We start from the raw sequence: 23,566 nt of genomic DNA, 5'->3' as shown, positions 1-23,566 counted from the left end.
CTCCTTAAGCTTTTATTTGAATGGGAGTGATAACACTGGGTGCTTTAACGTGACAGGCAATGGACTGGCTCGTGTTTAATGGAGAAAACCGTGGGGTTTCGTATTGGCAACGCGTCTCTCGATGCTCGCACCGCTCTTTAAACGGACACCCTTGATGGTTAATCAACGCACTTGGTGGGTTACCTGGGATGGTTGGTAAACGCGGCATATCTTCAGTGATGGAAGGAATCGCCTTTAGCAGGCCTTGAGTGTAGGGGTGCGCAGGTTGAGCGAACAATGTCTCGGTATCTGATTGCTCCATTTTTTGACCACCATACATGACCAATACGCGATCACACATCTCGGCGACGACGCCCATATCGTGAGTGATCAGTAAAATAGCCGTATTGAACTCTTGTTGTAAGTCTCGTAATAGCGTCAAAATTTGAGCTTGAACGGTTACATCTAACGCGGTGGTTGGTTCGTCTGCAATTAACAACTCGGGCTTACACAACAAGGCCATCGCTATCATGATTCGCTGACGCATTCCGCCAGATAATTCGTGAGGGTATTGATTCATCCTAGTTTCGGGAGAGGGAATACGCACCGCATCCAACATGTGAATCGATTCAATTTTTGCTTGTTTTCGGGTCATTCCTTTATGAATCATGAGAACTTCACAAAGCTGTTTGCCAATTTTCATAAATGGGTTGAGTGACGTCATCGGATCTTGAAAGATCATTCCGATTTTCTCTGCACGGATGCGGTTGAGCTGCTTTTTAGACATCGCGAGTAAATCATCACCGTGGAACATTGCGCTTCCAGACACGGCGCCGTTATCCGCGGTTAACCCCATTAATGCGAAAACAGACTGGCTTTTTCCCGAACCTGATTCCCCAACAATCCCAAGAGTTTCGCCCGCTTTAATCGAGTAGGAGAGATTACTGACCGCTTGCACTTGCCCATCTGGCGTATCGAAGCGCACGTTCATGTTTTCAATAGATAGCATGGGTTTGTCCTTATCGGTCTTTCGGGTCAAGAGCATCACGCAAGCCATCGCCGATGAAGTTAAAACAAAAGAGGGTGGCAACTAAAAACAGAGAGGGAAAAAGCAGCATCCACAATGCAACGTCAATCGTTTTTGCGCCTTCGGAAATTAGGATTCCCCAGCTCGTGTCTGGTGGTTGAACACCAAGCCCTAAGAAGCTCAAAAACGATTCGAACATAATGAATCCTGGTACCATTAAGGAGGAATAAACCATCACGATCCCAAGCACATTAGGCAGAACATGGCGTCGGACAATTGTCAATTTAGAAACCCCAATAGAGTGTGCGGCTTCGATGAACTCTCGCTTTTTTAGACCGAAGGTGACACCACGTACAACACGGGCAATGCCCAGCCAAGATACCATTCCGATCACGATAAAAATCAGGTAGATGTTGTTGCCAAAAAGGGTAACAAACAGGATAACCATAAACATAAATGGCACCGAATCGAGCACCTCAATAATGCGCATCATTACGCTATCGACAACGCCGCCAAGATAGCCGGAAATACTTCCCCAAATCGTACCAATAACAACGGCGACTAAGGCGCCAACAAAACCTACCAAAATAGAGAGCCTGCCACCTTGCATCGTGCGAGCGAAGACATCTTGCCCGAGATCATCGGTACCAAAGTAATGGCCACTGCTCAGTGAAGGTTTCCCTAGCTCGTATGGATCGATGAGCACTTCCCAGTCAATTTCATCATGGCCAAAAGCGGCAAGAGAGGGGCCGAAAGTGATGCATAAGGTAATGAAAGCCAAAACATACACTGATGTCATCGCGGCTCTGTTTTTACGAAATCGAGTCCATGCATCCTGCCAAAGACTGCGACCTTCGACGGCTTCAATATTGTCGACGACTTGATCTTGAAGAGCTTGTGTATCCAGTTTTTTGATCGTTAACATGCCGGACTCCTAAACGCGTATACGAGGGTCGATAATCGTATATAGCAAGTCGACCACAAGGTTAAAGAAGATAGTGAGTGAAGCGACAATCAGAGTAATGCCCATTACTAGGCCGTAGTCGCGGTTGAGAGCCCCAGACACAAAGTGTTGTCCCATGCCACCTGTACCAAAGAAAATGTCGATAATTACCGAGCCTGTCACGACAGACACAAACGCAGGGCCGAGCATCGCAACGACGGGAATCAGGGATGGTCGCAAAGCGTGATGGAATAAAATGTAGGTTGTGGACAAACCTTTGGCCTTTGCCGTTCGAATGTATGGTTGGTTGAGTGTTTCAATCATTGCGCCACGCATGACGCGTGCAATACTCGCAATGGAGCCAATCGCCAGGCTGAGCACGGGAAGAACAAGAAAAGCCAGCTTTCCTCCTTCCCAACCACCAGCAGGGAACCAGCCGAGCTGAATAGCGAAAATCATGACTAAAACTGGAGCAAGCACGAAAGCCGGAACCACAACTCCAGTCATCGAAAGTGTCATCAGGCCGTAATCTAGGCGGCTATTTCGGTTCAATGCCGCAATGGTGCCAAGCAACATGCCAAGTGGAACGGAAATACAAAAAGAGAGTACGCCTAATACTGCTGAAACAGGCCATGATTGTGCGACGAGCTGTGTAACACTGAAGTCTTGATAAACGAAGCTCGGACCGAGATCTCCTTGTATGAAATTACCAATGTAAATCCAAAACTGAGTAAGGAAGGGCTGGTCCAAATGGAATTTTGCTTCGATATTCGCACGTACCACCTCTGGCATAGGCCGTTCCATATCAAATGGCCCCCCTGGTGCAATGTGCATCAGCCAAAATGATACGAGTGCGATGAATAGAAGCGTGGGGATAGCGATAGCTAATCGCTTAACAATGTACCAAATCATGATCCATCATCCTTTGGTCATCCGAAATCACTTCGAACGGTTATGAATAAAAAATGGTCTGAGCTCAGGTTGCCTTCTCCACCGAGAGATATGAGGAACGGCAAGTAAACATTGAACTTGCCGACTCAGACCGAAAACATGCTTTTAGTGGGCTTTTACATAGACATTCTTGCGGTAGTACGACGACTCAGGGTTTGTCAGTTCGTAGCCGCCCACGTAAGGCTTGATGAGGTATTGATCGTTACCCGGACGATAAATAGGAATAATGGCCATGTCTTCAATCAGCATGCTTTCTGCTTGTAGATACAGTTCTGATGGGTTGCTCATGGTCTTTGAGCGAGCCATTAACTCGTCGTATTGCGGGTTGTTATAACGAGAATCGTTGTACTCGCCACTAGAAACGAAGATATCCAACCATGTAGAGGCTTCATTGTAGTCGGCCGTCCAGCCGCCGCGAGTAATGTCGGTCGGCTCTTTAAGTGCGTAGAACACTTTCGGTTCTAGCTGTTTTATTGTGACTTGCGCACCCAAACGGCTTTTCCACATACCTGCCATGGTCGTTGCCATTTTTACGTCCATCGAGAAAGTTGGTACGGTAAACGTCAACTTAAGCGGATTGCTTTTATCGTATCCAGCTTCTGACAGTAATTGCTGCGCTTTTTCGATACGTTTATGACGGTTCCAAGTTGCGAACTCAGGAGTGTGAGATTTAAAACCATCTGTTTGAGGTGGCACAAGGGTATACATTGGAACCCCACCGTTTCTCAAGATAGCACTCGTTAACAGTTGACGGTCAATGGCATATGAGAGGGCTTTACGGACCCGCACGTCTTTTGTTGGTCCTTGTTGAGTGTTGAGGTAATAGAATGTGGAGCCAAGAGACGCACTGGTGCTTGCCACTTCTTGTGGGCGTTGTTGAATTAACTTTTTCTTCTGGGCGGCAGGAATGGAAACCGCTTGGTCTATCTCACCAGCTAGGTAGCGGTTTAGCACTACGTTTGCATCACCAATTGGTAGCCAAGTGACTTTTTCCAGCACTACATTGCTTGCGTCCCAATAATGTGGATTTTTAACCATCACCAGTTTTTCGTTAACTTTCCATTCAGAGACAGTAAACGCACCATTTGTAACGATATGCTCAGGCTGGGTCCAACGGTTGCCATGTTTTTCAATGGTCGCTTTATGAACGGGGGCAAGCACTGGATGACTTAATAGTTTCGTAAAGAAGGGAATAGGCTCTTCGAGTGTTACCTGGAACGTTTTTTCATCCAGCGCCTTCACGCCCAAAGACTCGGGGGCGGCGTCGCCTTTCATAATGGCTTGCGAGTTTTCGATATTTGGAATGGCCGCAAACCAAGCGTAGGGTGAAGCAGTGCTTGGATTCAGTAAGCGTTGCCAGCTGTAGACAAAATCTTGTGCAGTGACCGTTTCGCCATTTGACCATTTTGCATCACGTAAGTGGAAGGTATAAACCGTATTGTTGTCATTGACTGACCAAGACTCAGCAACACCAGGAATGGTTTTACCTTGCTTATCTTGAATGACCAGACCTTCAAACAGGTCTCGACCGAGATTAAAAGCGGGCTCTGCGGCTTGCTTGGCTGGGTCAATAGAAGTAACTTCAGCTCCATTGTTTAGCGTAATTTCTTGTATCTCAGCGAGGGTCACACCTGCGGGATACGGTGCGGCATAGCTTGATGTTGCCAGTATTGGACTCATCATCGACGCTAATAAAAGCAACTTAGGTAATTTCATCCTTGTCTCACTCTTTTCATCCTGAAAGATGCCAAAAATGTATATTGTATAAATTGTCTACACAATCGAGTTTTAACATTACTGTAACAGGGTGTCAGGTGTTGAGCTGTCTGGTCTCAAAAAGTGAGCTAGGGGAATTTCTTTGAAGATCTGATATCAAGTTGGCATGACGGGAAGTAATTTTGCTTCGATACAAATTAAAATCCCCTTCAAGCACAGGCTAGAAGGGGAAGATAGTCAGTCTGCTCTTCAAAAGGCACGACGTTAACTGACTAGGAAATGTTTCACGAACTCAGTGATTTTGACCATATCACTTACCGCGATAAACTCTTCTGTCGTGTGTACTTTTGCCATGCCAGTTGAAAGGTTGACCGTTGTGAGACCTTTCTTGTTAAAGTTATTGGCATCGCTACCGCCGCCAGTGCCTTTTGTGAAGGCGTCAATTCCCAACTCTGAAAACGCTGTTTTTATAGCGTTTACGTGTGGGTGGTTTTCTTCAATAACAAAAGCGTCGTAGGCTCGGCTAGATTCAATTTCGACTTCTGCACCGTGTTTTTTACAGACAGACTCTAATGTTGAGATCAGATGATTGACCTGAGCATCTAGTTTATCGCCATTCAGGGAGCGTGCTTCTGCCACGATTTTTAATTCAGGCATAACAATGTTTGTGGCCTGACCGCCGTTAACCATACCGATGTTGGCTGTCGTTTCTTCGTCGATGCGAAGTAGCTTCATTTGGTTGATAGCATCAGCCGCCACCATGATCGCACTGATGCCTTCTTCTGGCGCAAGCCCTGCGTGTGCTGGTCGACCTTTGATTTTTGCCATGATCTTTTGCTGGCCTGGGGCTGCGGTCACAATGGTGCCAATAGGGCCACCCGTATCTAACACGATTGCTTCCGTTGAAGTGACGTGTGACATATCGAAGTATTGTGAACCGAATAAACCGCCTTCTTCATACACGGTGAAAGCAAGTTCTAACGTTTTGTGCTCACGGTTTTCCGCTTGAATACAACGAACGGCTTCCATGATGGCAGCAATACCAGATTTATCATCGCCACCAAGAATCGTATTGCCTTTTGAACGGATAACGCCGTCTTCGATGATTGGCTCAATGCCAATGCCCGGTGTGACCGTATCCATATGACAGCTCATTAGAATAGAGCCGTCTTTTTTGCCGTCTAAACGGGCGTACACGTTAAAACCGTTAGAAATGTGCTCAGGTACTGGAAGTTTGCGTACGGTAAAGCCTAGCTCGCCTAGCTGTTCTGCCAGTGTTTCTGCAATTTGTTTTTCGTTTTTTGATTCGCTGTCGATACGTACTAGTTGGCAAAAGTGTTCAACTAAGCGTTCTTGATTGATGTGTGTCATTAGATGTCTCTTTTTCTGATCGAGCGTGAAGCCTTGTGGCTCGGCTCGATAGGGAACAGAGCACCACTTATGGCACAGTTACTTTTGAATAAAACTGAGGTGAATCAATAAAGGGGTATCCATGACACGATTCTGACCAATGAGCCTTTCGAACTGTATGAAGCGTCACGAAACATTACTTTTGATGTTTTGCAGGATCAAATGAATAAATCGGATAGAGATAGGGTGCAATAGACTTTCCATCCCCTTTTGCTTTTTGAGCTACGTTGCCAAGATAAAATGCCAAAGTAACAACTTGTTTACATTTTGTGTGGTGGCGTAAAGCCGAAAATATCAATCTAATATATTGAAAATAAGCAGTTTGTTTGATGTTTACGAAAGTGGGTTCGATGCGTTCTCTGTGTGTAACATATATTTTACAATTATGCGTAAAAATCGCCAAGATAAAGATTTCTCCCCACGTATTCCAATTTCTCAAGACCTGCGCCAAGTTAGAAAAATAAGTCCAAACAAAAGCTACTGAGACAAGGAGAAAGTCATGGTTGATGCATATAACCCACTAGGAACAGACGGATTTGAGTTTGTTGAATATACTGCTGCTGACAACAAAGGCATTCAACAGCTTAAAGATCTGTTTATATCGTTAGGTTTTGCGGAGATTGCAAAGCATCGCTCAAAAGAAGCGTGGTTATATCGACAAGGTGACATTAGCTTTATTGTGAATGCGCAGCCGCATAGCCAAGCTGAGGGATTCGCCAAAGTTCACGGTCCGTCGGTTTGTGGCATGGCATTTCGTGTGAAAGACGCCACCGTTGCTCTGGCGCATGCGTTAGAGAAAGGCGGTAAAGAATATAAAACGGAAATTGGGCCGATGGAGCTAAGCATTCCTGCTATTTATGGCATCGGTGAAAGCTTGCTTTATTTTGTCGACCGTTATGGAAAGCAGAGTATTTATGATGTCGATTTTCGTTTTTATGATGATGCTGATGAACGTTTATCAAAAGCGAATGTTGGTCTTTACGAAATCGACCACTTAACGCACAACGTTAAGCAAGGCAACATGGATGTCTGGTCTGGTTTCTATGAGCGCATTGGTAACTTCCGCGAAATTCGTTATTTCGATATCGAAGGTAAGTTGACTGGTCTTGTCAGCCGTGCGATGACCGCACCTTGCGGCAAAATCCGAATTCCTATCAATGAGTCGTCAGATGATAAATCACAGATTGAAGAGTTTATCCGTGAATACAATGGCGAAGGTATTCAACACATCGCATTGACCACTGACGACATCTACGAAACGGTCAAAACCTTGCGTGAGCGAGGCATGGACTTTATGCCAACGCCAGATACTTATTACGAGAGAGTCGATCAGCGTGTTGAAGGCCACGGTGAAGATGTAAGCAAGCTTCGTGATTTGCAGATTCTTATTGATGGTGCACCAACGAAAGATGGCATCTTGCTACAGATCTTTACTCAAACCGTTATCGGCCCTGTGTTCTTCGAAATCATCCAACGTAAAGGCAATGAAGGCTTTGGCGAGGGTAACTTCAAAGCGTTGTTTGAATCGATAGAAGAAGACCAAATTCGCCGAGGAGTATTGAGCGATGCATAAATGGATCACATTCCCTCACCGGGAGGGAGTGTGCTCTAAACAAGCGCATGCTGACTTCCCGGAAGAGGCAATTTATGAACGTGAGGCAGGTCGAAGTGGCTTCTTCGGCCCCGCAACACATTTTCATCATCAACATGCCCCAACGGAGTGGTCTGAGTGGGAAGGCGAGCTACGTCCACGAGCATTTGATTTTAATCTAGTCGAGAAAGCCAGCCATATTACCCCTTGGGCAGTCCCACATCTATTACACAACACGAATTGTAAAGTTCGTGTCTGGCGTATGGATGAAAAAATGGACTTCTTGGTGAGAAATGCAGATGGCGACGAACTGCTATTCATCCACCAAGGTACGGCAGATCTCTACTGTGATTATGGTCATTTGAAAGTGAGCGAAGGGGATTATGTCATGATCCCGCGCTCAACGAGCTGGCGTTTAGAGCCAAGCGAGCCGATGTTCATTCTGATGATCGAAAACACCGATGCGGCTTATACATTGCCCGAAAAAGGCATGGTTGGAAACCACGCGGTGTTTGATCCGGCGGTTCTAGAAACGCCGTCGATCAACGATCAGTTCCGTGCTCAATATTCTGAAAATCAAACACAGGTTCAGGTGAAACGCCACGATAAAGTCAGTGTTATCACTTACCCATTCAACCCGTTGGATGCGATTGGGTGGCATGGTGATTTGGCGGTAGTAAAAGTGAACTGGCGTGATATTCGTCCACTTATGTCACATCGTTACCATTTACCGCCTTCTGCACATACTACATTTGTAGGAGCAGGATTTGTGGTGTGTACCTTCGTTCCTCGTCCAATTGAAAGTGATCCTGGAGCGCTCAAAGTACCGTTCTACCACAACAATGACGATTATGACGAAGTCTTGTTCTACCATGCAGGTGATTTTTTCAGCCGTGACAACATTGAAGCAGGCATGGTGACATTCCATCCAGCAGGATTTACGCATGGTCCTCACCCGAAAGCATTCAAAGCAGGGCGAGAGCATAAGAAGACTTTCACCGACGAAGTTGCGGTCATGATTGATACGCGTCACGCACTTCAGTTTTCGGATGAGCTGGAAAAAGTAGAAAACAAAGAATACGTCTATAGCTGGCAAGAGAAGTAAGAGGCAAGGATGAAATTAGCAACCAAGAAAAATAGCACTCGTGACGGTTTGTTGATGGTCGTGAGCAAAGACTTAACGCGCTGCGTACCAGCGACAGAAATTTTCCACCCCATGAACTTAGCACCGACGATGCAGGTGGCACTTGATAACTGGGATACGCTAGCACCGCAACTGGAAGAGCTATACGTTGCACTGAACAATGGCACGGTTGCAGGGTATGAAGAGTTTGAAGCGCACTACTGCGAGTCGCCGCTTCCTCGCGCTTATCAGTGGGCTGATGGCAGTGCTTACGTAAACCACGTTGAGTTGGTTCGAAAAGCTCGCGGCGCTGAAATGCCAGAGAGTTTTTGGACCGATCCGTTGATGTACCAAGGAGGCTCTGATGCCTTTATTGGTCCTTGTGACAACATCGAGTTTGCGAGTGATGAATGGGGTATTGATTTCGAAGGTGAAGTGGCTGTGGTAACTGGTGACGTACCAATGGGCGCGAGTGTTGCAGAGGCTCAGGAGTCGATTCGTTTGATCATGCTGGTGAATGATGTCTCACTGCGTGGGCTAATTCCCGCAGAATTAGCTAAAGGGTTTGGTTTTTTCCAATCTAAACCTTCTTCTGCGTTTTCTCCTGTGGCAGTAACACCAGACGAACTAGGCGATGCGTGGTACGAAAACAAAGTGCATTTACCATTGGTCTCGACCTACAACCACAAGCCGTTTGGTCGCCCGAATGCAGGTATCGATATGACGTTTGATTTCGCAGACTTAATTATTCACGCGACTAAAACGCGCCCGCTATCTGCTGGGGCGATTATAGGCTCAGGTACGGTATCCAACAAGCAGGGAACGGAACATGGCACTTCTATTGAAGAAGGTGGCGTTGGCTATTCATGTATCGCGGAAGTTCGCATGATTGAAACCATTCGTGATGGTAAGCCGTCGACTAACTTCATGTCGTTTGGAGATTCAATCAGATTGGAAATGTTCGATGCGGATGGCAACAACATATTCGGCTCGATTGACCAACAAGTTAGCCAATATCTCAAGCACTAACAATGCTGGTTGGGAGACGATATGAGCGATAGCATGATTTTATACGGATACTGGCGATCATCGGCGGCGTATCGTGTGCGTATTTGCTTGAATCTTAAAGAGTTATCGTATGATTCAAAATCGGTACACTTGGTGCGCAATGGTGGCGAACAACACAGTGACGAGTACCATGAGTTAAACGCTTCTGAACTGGTTCCTTTGCTGGTGGATGGGGAGGTTCAGTTAACCCAGTCACTGGCGATCATTCAATACTTAGAAGAACACTACCCGGATGTCACTGTGATCCCCGAGCAAACGCCGCTTCGATACCAAGCGCTAGCTTTGGCTCAGGATATTGCAATGGAGATTCATCCCCTGAATAACTTAAGAGTTCTACAGTATTTAGAGGGGGAGCTAGCTTGCGAACCAGAGCGCAAAGTCGCTTGGATTCATCACTGGATCCACAAAGGTTTTACAGCATTAGAAGAGAAACTTCAGAAGCATCGTAAACTAAATGGTGATTGCAAGTTTAGCCTGACAAGCTCGCCATCTATTGTCGATATTTGTCTGGTACCACAATTTTATAACGCACAACGCTTTGGTGTAGATACCTCTCTTTATCCAACCATTAACGCTGTTGTGCAGTCATGCAATCAACTGCCAGCTTTTATTGATGCGATGCCAGAGAATCAGCCAGACGCTAATAGTTGATTCTTAGCATACATAATGTATTAACAAAATTTAAACGAGCCAATCCAAGTGTGTGATTGGCTCGTTTTTATTGGTGAGCAAAATTTTCTGTTTCTCGCTATCGTCGTGGCGCCTCAAAATTGCGAGGTTTTGTTGCTCTGCATAACATTTCCATTTACGCTTTGAGCAACGAGTTGTTTTGGATGCACTTTATTTATGACCAACATTTTTATCATTGTTGTTCTTCTGGTTTTATTCTTCTTTGTTATTCAAAAGTACGTGATTAAGCACGATGACACGCGTGATTATCCTTATCGCTCGAAAGGCCCTCTGCTCAGAGGTCAAGAGGGTGCGTTCTATAATGCGTTAAGAGCGGCGGTAGGGGAGCATGCCGTAGTATTCGCGAAAGTAAACATGTCCAGTTTGGTTACGCCAAAAGAAATCAAAAATAAGAAGCAGTTTTTTGTCGCGAACAACCGTATATCTCGAAGCTATTTTGATTACGTTATTTGTGACCCAAGGACACTAGAGCCGCGCGTTATCGTTGAATTGGATAATGGGCAGGAGCTAAACAAGGGTAAGATAGAAAGACAAAAGTTATTGATTCATGTTTGTAAGACGGCCAACCTGCCTTTAATTGGCGCTTCGATAAAGCACAGTTATCAAGTTGGGCGATTACGTCGTTTGCTTGCGGCACACATTGATTTGATTGAGCCCGATAAAGAAGTGCGTTTTTGTAAAAAATGCGGCAGTCCGATGATCATTAAAACCGCAAGCCAAGGTGAGTTCAAAGGGAGACGTTTCTTTACTTGTAGCCGTCAGCCGAATTGTACATACACCGAAAATTATAACGTTGTGTTTGAGGCGGACGACTAAACACGACAATTAACCAGCAGAAACAAGGGGCTTTGATTAGAGATGATCAAAGCCTTTTTTGTATCAGTCATCAAGGCAGGGCCTATACTTTGAAAAAGAGGGCAGAATAGGGCAGCCATATGCGATACGGATGGATTTTATCGGCGTTGTTCATCGCATCGAATGTTAGTGCGATACCTAATTTGAAACCACTGGAGTGTGAATTGACAGAGACACCCCAAGATCATTTCTTGTTTTACCGAGAGCAAATGGTTTACCACAGTGAGCAGTTTGTCATATTTCAAAACTTCAAAGGCAGGGTGAGCACTCAAGTAGACGTCAAAACAGGAGAGTTGATCCGTACAACCTATATCGGCGAACCATTTAAACCTAAATATCAGATTTTGTTCGGCACTTGCCCTAAGGTATCGCAAACCTTACAGATTTGGATGCTCAGTGAAGTGCCTTACGACAATTAAGTGAGATAATAAAAGTTATATAGATCACACTTTTAAACCCTGCAGGCTCAGTCCTTGTCGATAAAATCATCTGAAAACGCGTGTTGAGTTTACATTTTCGCCAAACGGTTCAAAGTTGGTAAATTTGTGCTTGCACCGTCGTTCGCTTATAGCTAATATCCTCGTCGTTCCAGAGAAATGCGTCCGTAGCTCAGCTGGTTAGAGTATCGCCTTGACATGGCGGGGGTCGGTGGTTCGAGTCCACTCGGACGCACCATTCTGAATTGAATGGTTAGGAACATAAAAATTTGGGTCCGTAGCTCAGTTGGTTAGAGTACTACCTTGACATGGTAGGGGTCGGCGATTCGAGTTCGCCCGGACCCACCAAATTTTAGAAAAGCCCACCTTTTGGTGGGCTTTTTTGTGTCTGTAATTCATTAATACTCAAATAAAACTACTTCTTTTCTTGTCCTTGTTTTTGCTCTGCGTTAGCCCCTTGTTAAAGATAAAAGCGCACTACCTGATCCGCAACACAACCTCAAAACCCTAAATGCCAATGCATAAGGTGCATACGCTTCAAACCCACTAGAGCCGTCTATAAATTGTGTTGCGTGCCACTTGCTGTGGCACTAGAGACACTGACTACTAATCTAAATTATCTGGCGTGTGAAGATTAGTGCCGCATATTGTACATTTGTAGTCACCAGTCGCTTCGCCTTCCATTAATGAGCCAATTATTGCTGCAAATAGACCAGAGAAGAAACCTTTAGCTTTTTTCTCGGTCTTTTCCTGTGCTTTAGAGAAGCTTTCGTACCGATGTAGCGTTACTTCTTTACAATTACAGCAAAACGCTCTTGTCTCTTCAGAACCGTACATTTTTACCAATTGATTTACTCCCTGTAAGTTAATTTCCCCAAGTGGCGTTATGTTCAAGGGTAAGTCACACAAGACTGGTGTGTGACTTACCCTAAACACTAAAACTAACGTAATGTAAAACACCACATGTTATGAATGATTATTTAACGCCTTGTTATCCGAGCTTGCTAACTCTGCTGATTGAATAGTTGTGGCAATAAGCTCTTCAAACAGCTCTAATTGCCCAGCAGGTATCAATTGATTTTGTATAGCTTTTCGTTTGTTTGAGTCAAATAGCCGCTCTGTTAACCAACCAATTAGATACATCAGTGAAAGGCAGCCACCGGCCGTCGCTACATTACCGTCTATCACGAGAGGCAGATCCTGAACATCTCCTCCCATACTTTGTAGAACAGCCTTTGCATCTGGGTTTGTTGTTAATCGCTTGCCTTCTAGTAAACCGAGTTCATGGAGGATGAATGATCCCGCACAAATCGAACCTATTAGCTGCCTATTTGGATCAAGATTCAACGCTGACATAAATTCAGCATCTTTTAAAGCGGCTGGAATACCCCGTTTGCCGCTTGTAATAAGAACGACATCTTGATTCGTCACCTCAGAAAGGTGTCCGTCTGTTTTAACTTTCATACCGAGGTGGGAATGATGTTCAGATTTAGTTCCAAGTATACTTACTGTCCAACTGTCGGTTGTGCGCCCTAGCAAGTCATACATAAGAAAGAAATCGACATCCGTGAAATCATCAAATAAAACAACGCCGATTTTATACATAACATTTATCCTTTTGGACTTACTCGTAAGTCGCAAAATGTGTAGTAGGAGGGGAGGGGCATTCAATACGCAAGCTTCTGCTGAGCACCTTAAACACCAAAGGCGGTGCAAACTAACAATGCCATGTGTACCAAATCCCTATTATAAAACTTTGTTATGTTTGTTTTATGAGCCCGCCCAGAAAAACTCAACCCTAATACCACTTGGGTCGTAACACATTAAATGTTTTGCGGGTCCTGTTTTAACAAGCTCGGGACCAAACTCAATTTCGATTCCCGACGCCATAAATTGATCACGCAACTCATAGAGTTGCTTCTCAGTCTCTACGAGTAAAGCTAAGTGATGCAAACCAATATTCGTTTTTCTGTCAAATGGAGTGGCGGCATCAGCCTTAGCCGCCCATAGTGTAAGCATGATATGCCCATCACTCACAAATATTGCCGGGTAGCCTGGATTTCTTTTTACTTCACTCCAACCTAATTGTTCAGTGAAAAACTTCGCGCTTGCTTCTAGGTTAGATACGGTTAAACCTACGTGGTGTATGCCTTTTGTTAACACAGTCACTTTGTTTCCTTACTCGTTTTAATGGCTATCAAACAAAGATAACTCGATAAAAAGTAAGCATCAATACACATATATTGATTAACTTCGTCAATCTATTCGAATACGGTAATCCAACTGGAAACATAACATTGTAAACAAGAAACCCAATCTTGAACTAAAAATTAAACTTAGAGTTCATTCTTAAGTACTGTATTAATCAAATACATTAATAGCCATAATATTTAAGCCAGCCTATAGGGCATATCATTCCATTAAAGGTTTGAATGTTCTTATCCAAGCTAACGTCTTCCAATTTGTAACAGTGAACAACATTACTAGTCGAAGTAGATGCTGGTGTTGAATACGTTACAGGTTTAGAAGCGTTTGCTTTATGTATTTCATGTGCTCGCTGCTGGTCTATCGCCACTTGATTCTTATGATTGTTAACTTCTCGCAATCCAGATTCTAGGGGTAGGTGCCAATCCTTACATGTTGTTCCTAAACCATCATTCTGAGACTGATATTCTGATAACGCTACACGAGCTTCATTTACAGACTGATCGATATCGGACTGATCGACTAGCCAAGTAGAAAAAGAATAGTTAATGGCCTCTCGATAGGTTTGATAATACGTTTTCAGGTATAGGCTGTAGCTGGCTTTGCGTAGACTGGCAAGCGGTTAGAAGAAAAGGGACAGGGAGTAGTTTTAGAAAAAATTTTTGGTTCATTTTAATCTTAAAATTAATGCAATCTTTTTCATTATCATAATACAGGACGATTGAAGAAAGTAGCATTTCTATCAGTAAGGGAATGTGGCTAACGCACTGATAAGGTGTGAGCAAAGTGATATCAAAGCCCTCAACACACCTTAACTACGAATACTACCGCATAACAAAGATGCTATGCGGTAGCGGTAGTATTCAGGCTTGAACAGTTTGTCGCACGTTGCTCTCGCCTGACAGCACGGAAATTCTCTCAAAATCTCGACTCGGGAAGTCAGGATCTACGTACACAAACATACGACTTATCATTTTTCCTTCAAACTCAAATACACTACAAAAACGCCCTGTGGAAACTTTGTTGTCCGGCCAAGAGGTACCATCACTCATTACGCCGCCTTCCTGTCCTTCAACAATCACCTTGTTTCCAGCAGTCGTTATTTGAAAGCCGTCTATGTCGTGCCAGATACTAATCAACGAGCTACCAATCCTATTGCCAAACTCCACTAAGGCACTCTTTCCTTTCGCTTGCCCAAATTTAGGAAAGAAAAAATCAACATCCTCTGAGAATAGATCCAGATAGCTAGGATCACCGGCATCTATTTTCTCGAAATACTTAACTACTAGCCCAACTAAATCGTCTTTTTCCATACTTATTTCACACCCATATAAGCTTTACGCATAACCTGAACGCTTGCATCTTAAACACAGAGTACATTTAAACTGAAATTGCCAAGAGTTGCGAATCTTATTGAAGTGCTTTGTTAGATGTAATCCGTTTAGCCTACGTATACACCATTGAAGTACTCGACGCGTTCTAACGTCATTCTTAACTTACATTCTTCAATCTGGACACCTTGCCAGGGTGAGGGCGTAGAAGACAGGCCCGTAAACTCACATTCGGCGTCTCTGTATTTTAGCCAAGCTCTTTGGGCCTTTCGAAATGGCTCTACCAGTTCGGTCTGAGACCATGTTTCCCTTAGTGCTTTTTCTTCCTCACCTATTCTAGCGATTGCTTCCTTGTAACTTTCGTTAAGCTCTTTATCTGCAGATTCCATTTTCTTTTCTACACACTGATAACCAGCCATAACGCCACCGCCTTTTACTTTGCAGGGATCTTCAACATCATCAGAGGCCAAGCAAGGTAAAGAAACCAACGCAAATATCATAAGTAATTTGTTCAAAATTGCCTCCAAGCTCCGAGTGCTTGTTAAACCGTTATCAGCTATTTTTCCTTTTTAATCATGCAGCTTTTTGTCTGTGCCTTCAAAGATAAAATAGAAGGTTAGTGATTCTAGTGCCTAAACAGAAGGTCAAAGAAGATTGATACACGGGTTAAATGACGCCGTAATCTGAGTTATTTTTAGTGGGCGTTTTGTGTCAATCTTTTCTGTGGAATCATTAGTTTGATGGCGTCTGAGGATGTTAAGATGACTCCCATTGAATTTATTATCGCCCTGAAACACCTAGGTTGAATTAAGTGGTGACTATTCCCCTCCAATCATGGAGTTGATTCAAAGGTAGGGCGATAAATGTTGCGATTCGTAATAAAAATTTATGCCAAGTGCAGTTCGCTATCGCGGCTTATATTGAGTTGGGCAATAACCTCTAATGATGTCTGAGTTTCGTAGCTTGTTGTGTTTTGTATTGCGCCCCGAAACCCTTTTACGCCACAATTTAAAGCTACTTGATTTGAGCCGGCTACGCATAAACTGAATCACGTCGGATTCATTCAAACCAAATTGGAATTCGATAGCCTCAAATGGGGTGCGGTCTTCCCATGCCATTTCTATTATTCTTGACTCAGTTTCCGAGGTCAGTTTCATTTCAAATAACCTATTTTAGAAAAGAGATTTCTACGACGGAAATTGAGTCTTGGTTCAAATGTTCTTATATGCGTGCTTAGTGTTTAGCGACTTAACACCTACAAAAACTTCTCAATGAGGACTTCGTCTACGTATTTCCCACGAACTTTTGCATGCTTCTTCGCGGTCCCTACAATTTCGAAGCCTTGTTTGAGATAGGCTGATAACGCTCGCTCATTATCGCTGCGAACGTACGCAAATAGTTTTTCGTAACCCTTTTGTTTGGCTACTTCGAATGTCGATTTGAAAAGCTGTTTAGACACACCTTGGCCACGAGCACCGTCACTAACAAACGTACCAATTATGCCAACATGGTCAAAAGCTTTTGTATATTGTGCAAAGGGCTCGATATTTTGGAAACCAATGACTTGTGAGCTATTTTCGGATAAAGCGACTGTAAACACGCCCCGTTCTGGGAAATGAGTAATGAACTCTTTTTCTTCTTCAGGTGTGAAAGGCGTATCTAATACAGTGTATAAACCTTCAATAATGATGGGGTTGAGGACGTTTGTAATGCCTTCAGCATCACCTAAAGTTACCTGACGTACAATTAAATTCATGCCACTTAGCTCCTATTAAAATTAGGGCTGTTTTGTACATGAGTTGGAGACTTGCGGCAACAAGTAACGTCATTAAGTCGTAAAGAATATACCTATTACACTTAAGCGGCGGTTAATAGTGCTGATTGTTACTTTAGTATTTCTGATATATCACTTTTTAAGTGACGGCTTAACTTCTACAGAATATTTCCACATCACGATCCCGTTTTCTACAAGATCATAACTCGCGCTTTGACCCTCGGAGTTGAGTACAAATACCGGCATTTCCATCCTTGACGTAGCGCCATCTCGGTTGCATGACATGGTAGCTTCAAGCTGTATGCTATTTTTGCTCGGTTCTGAAAGGGTTCCTAAGTACGCGCAGCCGTCGACAAAACTGGTTTTGCTTTTTCCTTTAGAGGATATTTCAAAAGTCGGAAAAATGAATGTTGATTGAGGCTCTGTTACTACCACATTGACTTGATAGTTCGTCGCTGAAAAAGCATTGAAATGAGCTCCAAGCATAAGTAAGAACAAGATTTTTGATTTCATAAACTCTTCTTTATTTCGATATTACTAGTTTGGTTACGGCGCTATTAAGGTGACCACTTAATCTAAAACTTTACTGCGGAAGCATTAAAAAGGATACAAAGGTAGAGTAGTTGAATATGGTTAATCGGCCGTAAATAGTTTTATTAAGCGATCTTACATACCTAAAAGAGGTAAGTTCTTTCGCTTTTGATAGGTTAATGCTAATTCTAAACAGGTCTTGATTGAAGCTTCTGGCAAAGGTGCTGATAAAGATAGAATTATTGCTCGATTACCCTGAAACTCAAGTGAGTCACTATACAGTTCGCGGAATGTGTCGACGAGCTTAGTTTGGCAATTAAAGAACAGATAATAACGACTAGGCGTTTTCTGTTTCCAATCCATCCTTACCGGGCTACCTGTTTTCACACTGTAGCTTGGCTCTCCCCATTTTAGAGATTCTTCAACTTCCCCCAGTTTTAATTCAGAAGCGATAGTTAAGACGATATTTCGTAGCTCTTCTATCCGAATACGCACATGTTTTGGATACTCATCAAATCTTGCCTTCACTGCATGGTTCATTGGTATCTCCTATAAATAGCGCTGTTTTGGGGTGAAGCCCAAGCATACTTTGGCTATGTAGCAATTACGTCATAATGTTATTAATCAATAAATCTAGCACATAGCCAAAATACTAAGCGTAAGGGTTTCCCTCGGTTACGTTTAGGATGCTCTGGGTGAAAACATGATGATTGACATGCCAAGCATAGCGACAGAAACCCCCACTATGTCCCAGAGCGTTGGTCGAACGCCGTCGATACACCACAGCCATAGAATTGCGACAAAAATATAGACACCTCCGTAAGCAGCATAAACTCTGCCAGTTGCGGTAGGATGTAAAGATAGAAGCCAAGCAAACATAGCAAGGCATAGCGCTGCTGGTACCAAAAGCCAAACTGACTTATCTTCCTTTAACCAGAGATAAGGTAAGTAGCAGCCTAATATTTCTGCAATGGCGGTTATAAAGAAAAGCCCAATGGTTTTGACTTCAGTCACTTAAACATTCCTATCTTTCTCTACAAATATATGATGCTTGTTAAATGGGCAATTGTTCGGCTCATTACATTTCGCCCAGCTTAATCTTGGATTGAGCCTCACTCACGGTTTGTTTACCGAATAACAGATCCATCATCGAAATGATTCGTTTGTTGTCTTTACCCCATTTATCTGGATTCGCGCTGTTTGGTGCTTTAAATTCAACTTGTCCTACTTTTTCGTTATTTTTGTAGGCTTTGATCTGAGCATCAGCGATAAATGTTCTAAAATCCCAGCTCCAGCGTGATACGTAAGTAAGTGTTAGCTCAGAGCTAACAGGAGGCGTGCCGTCGCTTACGACTGTGCATTTATGGGCGGTATCCAAACACCAGTCTTGCATCGAATCTAAGAAAACATCTCGCGTGGCGTTGTCTTTTACGATGGTGATTTCCTTGCTCTGATTTTCTTTCGAGATTGTTTCTACCGTATACTTTGGTGCTGCACATGCAGCTAATAGAATAGGCAAGCTTAGAATGATGAGTTTTTTGTGCATCTTATGTCTCTTTTTTTTAAATTTATATATTCAAACAACTTCAAGATACTGAGTTCAACGAGAATAACTAACAAGCATGGCAACTGTTATTAACAAAACCTTTAGAGTAGAAGGGTTTGTTTCGGGAGTATGCGAATGTCTCGAAGCAAATTATTAGTAAGAGATTGCTATAGCGTTATGTTAACTCTTGAACTTATGTCCGTATCAATGTCCAGAATTCTTCGCATTGAAGTTTTTGAAGTGCAATTCTAACGGAATTTTAAATTGCTGCATAATGCTCAATTAAGAGGAATAGGGGAGCTTATCGTTAAACATAACGTGTAGTGCTGTAAATTCGTCCCTAAGACTAAGCTAAAAGGGCCTAATGTTTTAAAATAGCTTCTTGTCTATTCTGTTGTGTGAGTTTTCAATGTTGTCTCATACTAGCCACTTAAAAGAGCGCTGTAAGAACTCGTCTGCATTATCAAGGACGATTTCACCGTGAGCCATAACCAATATATTAGGTTTCCAAGACAGCAATTTATTTAAGTGTTTTCGAGCCTCTTGTTTGCTAAACATAAAACTTAGGCGCCAATCCAAAGGCATTTTTCCATTCGGAGCAAGAATACCGGCCCCTTTAGCCACAAACCGCTGCCAGTAGTTAAAGTCCTGGCCAGAAAAATTCTCGACGAGGTCAGTAACAATTAAGGTCTTTGAAAGTCGATGATAAAACACACACTCTTCCATTAATGGAGAGCCAGAAAATAGTTCTTGTTCAATCTCAGAGTTCCAAGCATTACCGCCTTGGTTAAGTGAAGCGTGAAAGTGTATATCACGGCACTTCTTGATGACTTCATCTGTGCCATAAACTTCTGCGCTAGGATAGGCAAATACCCATTCAGATAAGAACAAGTGGTGTAAATGATTAGGAGCGATTAAGTATTTCACTTGGCCTAGATTGTTGATTTGCTCTTTAATCGAATTTGATAACTGAATTGGACTATGAACCCAAAGGCCACCATCAGAAAGCCTAACAATAGTCATACGAGTGGTGTATGGGAGTCCTAAAAATTGGACGGGATCTCCATCAAATATCCATATCTCTTGGGCTAACTTTTTCATGTCTCTCCAACCGTTAACACTGTATTAAGGCGGCATTTAAGTTACTCAAAAGCTGCCTTGTTGCACAATAAACGCTTCGCTAAGCGTAAACCAAAAATATTAGGTTTACCAAACCCTTATTGAGTGCAGCTGTATATCTTTGAGTATTTTTATACTGAACGGGCGTAAAGTCGTTTTAAGAGGATCATTTGACTTGATAGAACAAAACCCCGCTATTTTTGAGCAGGGTTTTGCAATTAGATAAAGGGGCTAACCGATGATGAAGAAGAAAATCGCGGTTGCAACAATACCAATCAACGCATAAGGAAACTGTGTGGTTGCGTGTTGCATTGCTGTACAGCCCGAACCTTGTGCAGATAACACGGTTGAGTCACTAAAGAAACAAGAGTGGCTCCCTGCCGCTGATGCTGAAAGCAGCGCTGCAACGGTTAAGTGTAGAGGCACACCAAGCTGTTCGCCCAAAGGTAGAACAATTGGCATCGCTACTGCAAACGTTCCCCAAGACGATGCGGTTGCAAATACCAACGCGCCCGTAATCATAAAGATAATCGCAGGGAAGTAAGACGCTGACAGGTAAGGGCTGACGGTCTCAATGACATACTGCGTGACGCCCAATGAGTCGTTGACCGATTTCAACATGAAACCACCAATAACGGTCGCAAGCGGCAGTAGCATAACTTTAATGCCATCATAAACAGCTTCGAACATGTCGTTCATCGAGATCAGTTTTTGTGCGCCGTAAAAGCTAATAGTAAAGATTAACGCGACGAAAACACCAGCAAGTAGATCGATACCAAAATACCAACTTGCGGCAACAAGTACGATCATTGGTAACAAGAAGTTGACAAGGCCCATGGTTGGGTTGGTATGTGCAGATACATCGGGACCAAAGTCGACATCTGTTGCGCCGTCTGGACGAACTTGACCATTCTTCGCACGCTTTTCTGCCTTTTTCATCGCGCCTAGATCTGGGACCTTTTCCATTGCAACCAGCAAAACAATCACCAGCGTTACCCAGCCGTAAGCCATGTATGGAATAGCTTCAATGTATGCTTTGATACCATCTCCCGCTTCTGCTACTCCGTTTGCTTCTAGCAAAGAACTGAAGAAAATTGCCCAAGTGGAAATTGGTACGAGGATACAGATAGGTGCGGCGGTTGAATCCACAAGATATGAGAGCTTTTCACGCGAGATTTGGTAACCGTCCGTAACTTTTTTCATTGAGGAAGAAATTGCAATCGCATTCAAATAATCGTCGATAAAGATCAGAATACCTAACGCAAAGGTCATCAGCATCGATTGCTTACGGCTTTTTACTTTCGTGACCAGCATGTCGGAGAAGCTTAAGATACTGCCGCCTTTCTCCAAAATAGCAATTAGGCCGCCCATCAAACCACAAACGAGGATGATCCAGGCGATAGTTTCATCCATCATTACACTCATGGAAATATCAACAATCTGTTCCACCGCTTCAGTTGGGTTAAGCAGAAGAACACCGGCAATAGCGCCGCTAAAGAGGGCTTCCACAGTTCGGTGTGTTGTCAGCGCAAAGACCAATACCAACGCCGTTGGTAAAAGACTCATCCATCCGTAGGCTTCGCCTTCCTCATGGTTCAAACCGATTGTGGTAAAAAAGACAAACGTCGCAACCGAGATTAAAGAAACAATAATGTGTTGAGAGTTGATTTTAAGAGGCGCATCCAGCGCCTTGGTCTGCGTAGTCATAAAGTTCATTTCCTTTGTTTATGCCGAGTGCAACATCCAGTCGATTTCCAATGGAGTAATCGCTCGCTCAAATTCTGCGAGTTCACTCTGTTTGCAAGCTAGATACAAATCGATAAAGTCTCTTGAGATGTATTGAGCTAGCTCACTGTGCTCCAGTCGCTCTAGAGCTTCTGACATACGCAGAGGTAACTCAATTGCATCATCACTGAGAGTCGGTGGACATTGATCTTTGGTGTAGCTTTCACTCGCTAATACTGCGGAAAGTACTACTGCAGCGAGAATGTATGGGTTAACGTCAGCGCCTGCTATACGATGCTCTATACGGCGATTTTTGCTATCGCTGATAGGCACACGCAACGCAACACCGCGGTGGTTTTCTCCCCAATCGGCTTTGGTTGGGACGTAAGCGCCAGGAACAAAGCGACGGTAAGAGTTAACGTTAGGACAGATTAGGGCCATGGCATCGGATGTTTGTGACAGCATCGCTGCCATGGTTTGATAGAAGAAGGCGCTCGCTTGACCGTCTGGCTGGCTAAAGTGGTTGTTACCATCTGTATCAACCAAGCTGAGGTGAATGTGCATGCCATTACCCGCTTGCTCACTAAAAGGTTTCGCCATAAATGTGGCGTCAAATCCGTGCTGATGAGCGACTTGGCGAATCAAGCGTTTTGCGATGATGATTTCATCACATGCTCGAAGTACATCTTTAGAATGGTTGAAGTTGATTTCGAACTGCCCTGGTGCCGATTCAGATAGGGCTCCGGAAGTGTTTAAACCTTGTTCTAATGCAATTCGATTAAGGTCGGCCAAGAAATCAGCGTAGTCATCTAGTCCATCAAGGTCGTAAACCTCGGTATCTTTTTCTCGAGTTTTTTTCGTGGGGTTAATTGCCGTTAATGGTTCGCCATTTTCGCCGCGGGTTTTGTCTATTAAATAGAACTCCAGCTCGAGCGCGACACAAGGATATTGGTCTTTAGCATGCAGTGTTTGCAATATAGAAGCGAGAATGTTTCGGATGAACAGTGGGTTAGGGTGCTGCCCGGTTTCATCCATCATACTAAGCAGTAGCTGACCAACTTGTTCTTTTGCCGTCGGCATTAAGGTGCCGCTGATTGGATAGCAGAGATTATCTGGCTCTCCGAGATCTTCTCCCAACCCGGCCGTTTCAACGACGTTACCTTTGGTATCTAGGGTGATGGTCGAAAGGGGGAGGGCAACACCTTTATTCAGTTTTTCTAGAGCATCTATCGGGATGCGTTTTCCTCTTGGGGTGGCATTTATATCGGTAAAGATGAGATCGATAAATTCAATATCGGGCCATTTTTGTTTAAAATTTTGTACTTCCTGTAGATACGATTCCATTTTCTTCTCCAAATAGCCTGACGAGTAGAAATTAGAAATAACCAAATTAACAAATAAATTACAGCACTCTGAACGAGTTGTTTGTTTTTCAGGTTATTTTTAATTTAAACATGCACTTACACTGTGCTTTTGATGTTTAACGGCTGGTTTTTATGTCTTTCTGTTAACTATTTTGTAACAGTTGGTTTTGTTTTGTTCAAT

At 43.6% G+C, this 23,566-nt stretch carries 25 protein-coding genes and 2 tRNA genes; 8 read left to right on the top strand and 19 right to left on the bottom strand.

Annotation, left to right across the window (positions count from 1 at the left end; all coding sequences use genetic code 11):
• Positions 1-4: 4 nt before the first annotated feature.
• From R7E29_RS17645 to R7E29_RS17625, 5 genes are all read right to left on the bottom strand, one after another.
• Entirely contained in the window at positions 5-988 is a 984-nt protein-coding gene (locus R7E29_RS17645) for an ABC transporter ATP-binding protein (protein WP_017820901.1), read from the bottom strand.
• A 10-nt stretch (positions 989-998) separates the two neighbouring features.
• On the bottom strand, positions 999-1,931 hold the full coding sequence (locus R7E29_RS17640; RefSeq protein WP_005377839.1) for an ABC transporter permease subunit: 933 nt from the start codon (positions 1,929-1,931) through the stop codon (positions 999-1,001).
• A gap of 9 nt (positions 1,932-1,940) precedes the next feature.
• The gene (gene oppB, locus R7E29_RS17635; protein WP_005377838.1) at positions 1,941-2,861 is read right to left on the bottom strand and encodes an oligopeptide ABC transporter permease OppB; all 921 of its coding nucleotides are present in this window, start codon (positions 2,859-2,861) and stop codon (positions 1,941-1,943) included.
• Between the two features lie 144 nt (positions 2,862-3,005).
• On the bottom strand, positions 3,006-4,616 hold the full coding sequence (locus R7E29_RS17630) for a peptide ABC transporter substrate-binding protein (protein ID WP_053350403.1): 1,611 nt from the start codon (positions 4,614-4,616) through the stop codon (positions 3,006-3,008).
• A gap of 264 nt (positions 4,617-4,880) precedes the next feature.
• Entirely contained in the window at positions 4,881-5,987 is a 1,107-nt protein-coding gene (locus R7E29_RS17625; protein ID WP_054576456.1) for a M20/M25/M40 family metallo-hydrolase, read from the bottom strand.
• A 538-nt stretch (positions 5,988-6,525) separates the two neighbouring features.
• On the opposite strand from R7E29_RS17625, the gene hppD reads away from it, so the two are divergent.
• From hppD to R7E29_RS17585, 8 genes are all read left to right on the top strand, one after another.
• Positions 6,526-7,599 (top strand): 4-hydroxyphenylpyruvate dioxygenase, encoded by a 1,074-nt coding sequence (gene hppD, locus R7E29_RS17620; RefSeq protein ID WP_054576458.1) that lies wholly within the window; start codon positions 6,526-6,528, stop codon positions 7,597-7,599.
• Positions 7,592-8,722, top strand: coding sequence for a homogentisate 1,2-dioxygenase (locus R7E29_RS17615; RefSeq protein WP_054576459.1), 1,131 nt, complete (start codon positions 7,592-7,594; stop codon positions 8,720-8,722). The genes hppD and R7E29_RS17615 overlap by 8 nt, the downstream gene beginning before the upstream one ends.
• A 9-nt stretch (positions 8,723-8,731) precedes the next feature.
• The gene (locus R7E29_RS17610; protein WP_054576460.1) at positions 8,732-9,769 is read left to right on the top strand and encodes a fumarylacetoacetate hydrolase family protein; all 1,038 of its coding nucleotides are present in this window, start codon (positions 8,732-8,734) and stop codon (positions 9,767-9,769) included.
• Between the two features lie 21 nt (positions 9,770-9,790).
• Positions 9,791-10,459, top strand: a complete 669-nt coding sequence (gene maiA / locus R7E29_RS17605) for a maleylacetoacetate isomerase (protein ID WP_005377832.1) — start codon at positions 9,791-9,793, stop codon at positions 10,457-10,459.
• A 195-nt stretch (positions 10,460-10,654) separates the two neighbouring features.
• Complete coding sequence (locus R7E29_RS17600) at positions 10,655-11,314, top strand: DUF2726 domain-containing protein (RefSeq protein WP_005377831.1); 660 nt, start codon at positions 10,655-10,657, stop codon at positions 11,312-11,314.
• 119 nt (positions 11,315-11,433) lie between these two features.
• Positions 11,434-11,772, top strand: coding sequence for a hypothetical protein (locus R7E29_RS17595; protein ID WP_005377830.1), 339 nt, complete (start codon positions 11,434-11,436; stop codon positions 11,770-11,772).
• Positions 11,773-11,951: 179 nt separating this feature from the next.
• Positions 11,952-12,028: transfer RNA gene (locus tag R7E29_RS17590), tRNA-Val, on the top strand.
• Between the two features lie 33 nt (positions 12,029-12,061).
• A tRNA-Val gene (locus R7E29_RS17585) sits at positions 12,062-12,138 on the top strand.
• A 258-nt stretch (positions 12,139-12,396) separates the two neighbouring features.
• On the opposite strand, the gene R7E29_RS17580 is transcribed toward R7E29_RS17585, so the two are convergent.
• The 14 genes from R7E29_RS17580 to R7E29_RS17515 form a co-directional block, all read right to left on the bottom strand.
• On the bottom strand, positions 12,397-12,627 hold the full coding sequence (locus tag R7E29_RS17580) for a hypothetical protein (protein WP_005377829.1): 231 nt from the start codon (positions 12,625-12,627) through the stop codon (positions 12,397-12,399).
• A 129-nt stretch (positions 12,628-12,756) separates the two neighbouring features.
• Positions 12,757-13,395: a DJ-1/PfpI family protein gene (locus R7E29_RS17575; RefSeq protein ID WP_005377828.1), complete on the bottom strand. Its 639-nt coding sequence runs from the start codon at positions 13,393-13,395 to the stop codon at positions 12,757-12,759.
• 165 nt (positions 13,396-13,560) lie between these two features.
• Entirely contained in the window at positions 13,561-13,959 is a 399-nt protein-coding gene (locus R7E29_RS17570) for a VOC family protein (protein ID WP_005377827.1), read from the bottom strand.
• Between the two features lie 899 nt (positions 13,960-14,858).
• Positions 14,859-15,308: a nuclear transport factor 2 family protein gene (locus R7E29_RS17565; RefSeq protein WP_005377826.1), complete on the bottom strand. Its 450-nt coding sequence runs from the start codon at positions 15,306-15,308 to the stop codon at positions 14,859-14,861.
• A 128-nt stretch (positions 15,309-15,436) separates the two neighbouring features.
• Entirely contained in the window at positions 15,437-15,826 is a 390-nt protein-coding gene (locus R7E29_RS17560; RefSeq protein ID WP_017820912.1) for a lysozyme inhibitor LprI family protein, read from the bottom strand.
• A 405-nt stretch (positions 15,827-16,231) separates the two neighbouring features.
• Complete coding sequence (locus tag R7E29_RS17555) at positions 16,232-16,483, bottom strand: TIGR03643 family protein (protein WP_005377824.1); 252 nt, start codon at positions 16,481-16,483, stop codon at positions 16,232-16,234.
• A 98-nt stretch (positions 16,484-16,581) separates the two neighbouring features.
• The gene (locus tag R7E29_RS17550; protein ID WP_017633971.1) at positions 16,582-17,082 is read right to left on the bottom strand and encodes a GNAT family N-acetyltransferase; all 501 of its coding nucleotides are present in this window, start codon (positions 17,080-17,082) and stop codon (positions 16,582-16,584) included.
• Between the two features lie 150 nt (positions 17,083-17,232).
• Positions 17,233-17,613, bottom strand: a complete 381-nt coding sequence (locus R7E29_RS17545; RefSeq protein WP_025766737.1) for a hypothetical protein — start codon at positions 17,611-17,613, stop codon at positions 17,233-17,235.
• Positions 17,614-17,766: 153 nt separating this feature from the next.
• Positions 17,767-18,171 (bottom strand): DUF1801 domain-containing protein, encoded by a 405-nt coding sequence (locus R7E29_RS17540; RefSeq protein WP_017633973.1) that lies wholly within the window; start codon positions 18,169-18,171, stop codon positions 17,767-17,769.
• 141 nt (positions 18,172-18,312) lie between these two features.
• On the bottom strand, positions 18,313-18,645 hold the full coding sequence (locus tag R7E29_RS17535; RefSeq protein WP_005377819.1) for a YnfA family protein: 333 nt from the start codon (positions 18,643-18,645) through the stop codon (positions 18,313-18,315).
• Between the two features lie 64 nt (positions 18,646-18,709).
• Positions 18,710-19,177 (bottom strand): Sbal_3080 family lipoprotein, encoded by a 468-nt coding sequence (locus R7E29_RS17530; RefSeq protein ID WP_005385757.1) that lies wholly within the window; start codon positions 19,175-19,177, stop codon positions 18,710-18,712.
• 417 nt (positions 19,178-19,594) lie between these two features.
• On the bottom strand, positions 19,595-20,278 hold the full coding sequence (locus tag R7E29_RS17525) for a DUF4336 domain-containing protein (protein WP_017633974.1): 684 nt from the start codon (positions 20,276-20,278) through the stop codon (positions 19,595-19,597).
• A gap of 249 nt (positions 20,279-20,527) precedes the next feature.
• Positions 20,528-22,003, bottom strand: a complete 1,476-nt coding sequence (locus R7E29_RS17520) for a Na+/H+ antiporter NhaC family protein (protein WP_054576461.1) — start codon at positions 22,001-22,003, stop codon at positions 20,528-20,530.
• A gap of 18 nt (positions 22,004-22,021) precedes the next feature.
• Positions 22,022-23,365 (bottom strand): glutamine synthetase family protein, encoded by a 1,344-nt coding sequence (locus R7E29_RS17515; protein ID WP_017820915.1) that lies wholly within the window; start codon positions 23,363-23,365, stop codon positions 22,022-22,024.
• Positions 23,366-23,566: the final 201 nt, after the last annotated feature.

Origin of the sequence: Vibrio sp. Vb1729 (genome assembly GCF_033338655.1) — a bacterium.
Lineage (GTDB): Bacteria > Pseudomonadota > Gammaproteobacteria > Enterobacterales > Vibrionaceae > Vibrio > Vibrio alginolyticus.
This window is presented reverse-complemented; position numbering and strand designations above follow the sequence as displayed.

Coding starts and splice junctions, on each gene's coding strand:
- R7E29_RS17565 (WP_005377826.1), bottom strand. CDS start 15,308: ATGGAAAAAGACGATTTAGTTGGGCTAGTAGTTAAGTATTTCGAGAAA.
- R7E29_RS17530 (WP_005385757.1), bottom strand. CDS start 19,177: ATGCACAAAAAACTCATCATTCTAAGCTTGCCTATTCTATTAGCTGCA.
- R7E29_RS17600 (WP_005377831.1), top strand. CDS start 10,655: ATGACCAACATTTTTATCATTGTTGTTCTTCTGGTTTTATTCTTCTTT.
- R7E29_RS17560 (WP_017820912.1), bottom strand. CDS start 15,826: ATGATATTTGCGTTGGTTTCTTTACCTTGCTTGGCCTCTGATGATGTT.
- hppD (WP_054576458.1), top strand. CDS start 6,526: ATGGTTGATGCATATAACCCACTAGGAACAGACGGATTTGAGTTTGTT.
- R7E29_RS17545 (WP_025766737.1), bottom strand. CDS start 17,613: ATGAAATCAAAAATCTTGTTCTTACTTATGCTTGGAGCTCATTTCAAT.
- R7E29_RS17555 (WP_005377824.1), bottom strand. CDS start 16,483: ATGAAACTGACCTCGGAAACTGAGTCAAGAATAATAGAAATGGCATGG.
- R7E29_RS17515 (WP_017820915.1), bottom strand. CDS start 23,365: ATGGAATCGTATCTACAGGAAGTACAAAATTTTAAACAAAAATGGCCC.
- R7E29_RS17610 (WP_054576460.1), top strand. CDS start 8,732: ATGAAATTAGCAACCAAGAAAAATAGCACTCGTGACGGTTTGTTGATG.
- R7E29_RS17540 (WP_017633973.1), bottom strand. CDS start 18,171: ATGAACCATGCAGTGAAGGCAAGATTTGATGAGTATCCAAAACATGTG.
- R7E29_RS17640 (WP_005377839.1), bottom strand. CDS start 1,931: ATGTTAACGATCAAAAAACTGGATACACAAGCTCTTCAAGATCAAGTC.
- R7E29_RS17580 (WP_005377829.1), bottom strand. CDS start 12,627: ATGTACGGTTCTGAAGAGACAAGAGCGTTTTGCTGTAATTGTAAAGAA.
- maiA (WP_005377832.1), top strand. CDS start 9,791: ATGAGCGATAGCATGATTTTATACGGATACTGGCGATCATCGGCGGCG.
- oppB (WP_005377838.1), bottom strand. CDS start 2,861: ATGATTTGGTACATTGTTAAGCGATTAGCTATCGCTATCCCCACGCTT.
- R7E29_RS17595 (WP_005377830.1), top strand. CDS start 11,434: ATGCGATACGGATGGATTTTATCGGCGTTGTTCATCGCATCGAATGTT.
- R7E29_RS17550 (WP_017633971.1), bottom strand. CDS start 17,082: ATGAATTTAATTGTACGTCAGGTAACTTTAGGTGATGCTGAAGGCATT.
- R7E29_RS17520 (WP_054576461.1), bottom strand. CDS start 22,003: ATGACTACGCAGACCAAGGCGCTGGATGCGCCTCTTAAAATCAACTCT.
- R7E29_RS17630 (WP_053350403.1), bottom strand. CDS start 4,616: ATGAAATTACCTAAGTTGCTTTTATTAGCGTCGATGATGAGTCCAATA.
- R7E29_RS17575 (WP_005377828.1), bottom strand. CDS start 13,395: ATGTATAAAATCGGCGTTGTTTTATTTGATGATTTCACGGATGTCGAT.
- R7E29_RS17525 (WP_017633974.1), bottom strand. CDS start 20,278: ATGAAAAAGTTAGCCCAAGAGATATGGATATTTGATGGAGATCCCGTC.
- R7E29_RS17615 (WP_054576459.1), top strand. CDS start 7,592: ATGCATAAATGGATCACATTCCCTCACCGGGAGGGAGTGTGCTCTAAA.
- R7E29_RS17625 (WP_054576456.1), bottom strand. CDS start 5,987: ATGACACACATCAATCAAGAACGCTTAGTTGAACACTTTTGCCAACTA.
- R7E29_RS17645 (WP_017820901.1), bottom strand. CDS start 988: ATGCTATCTATTGAAAACATGAACGTGCGCTTCGATACGCCAGATGGG.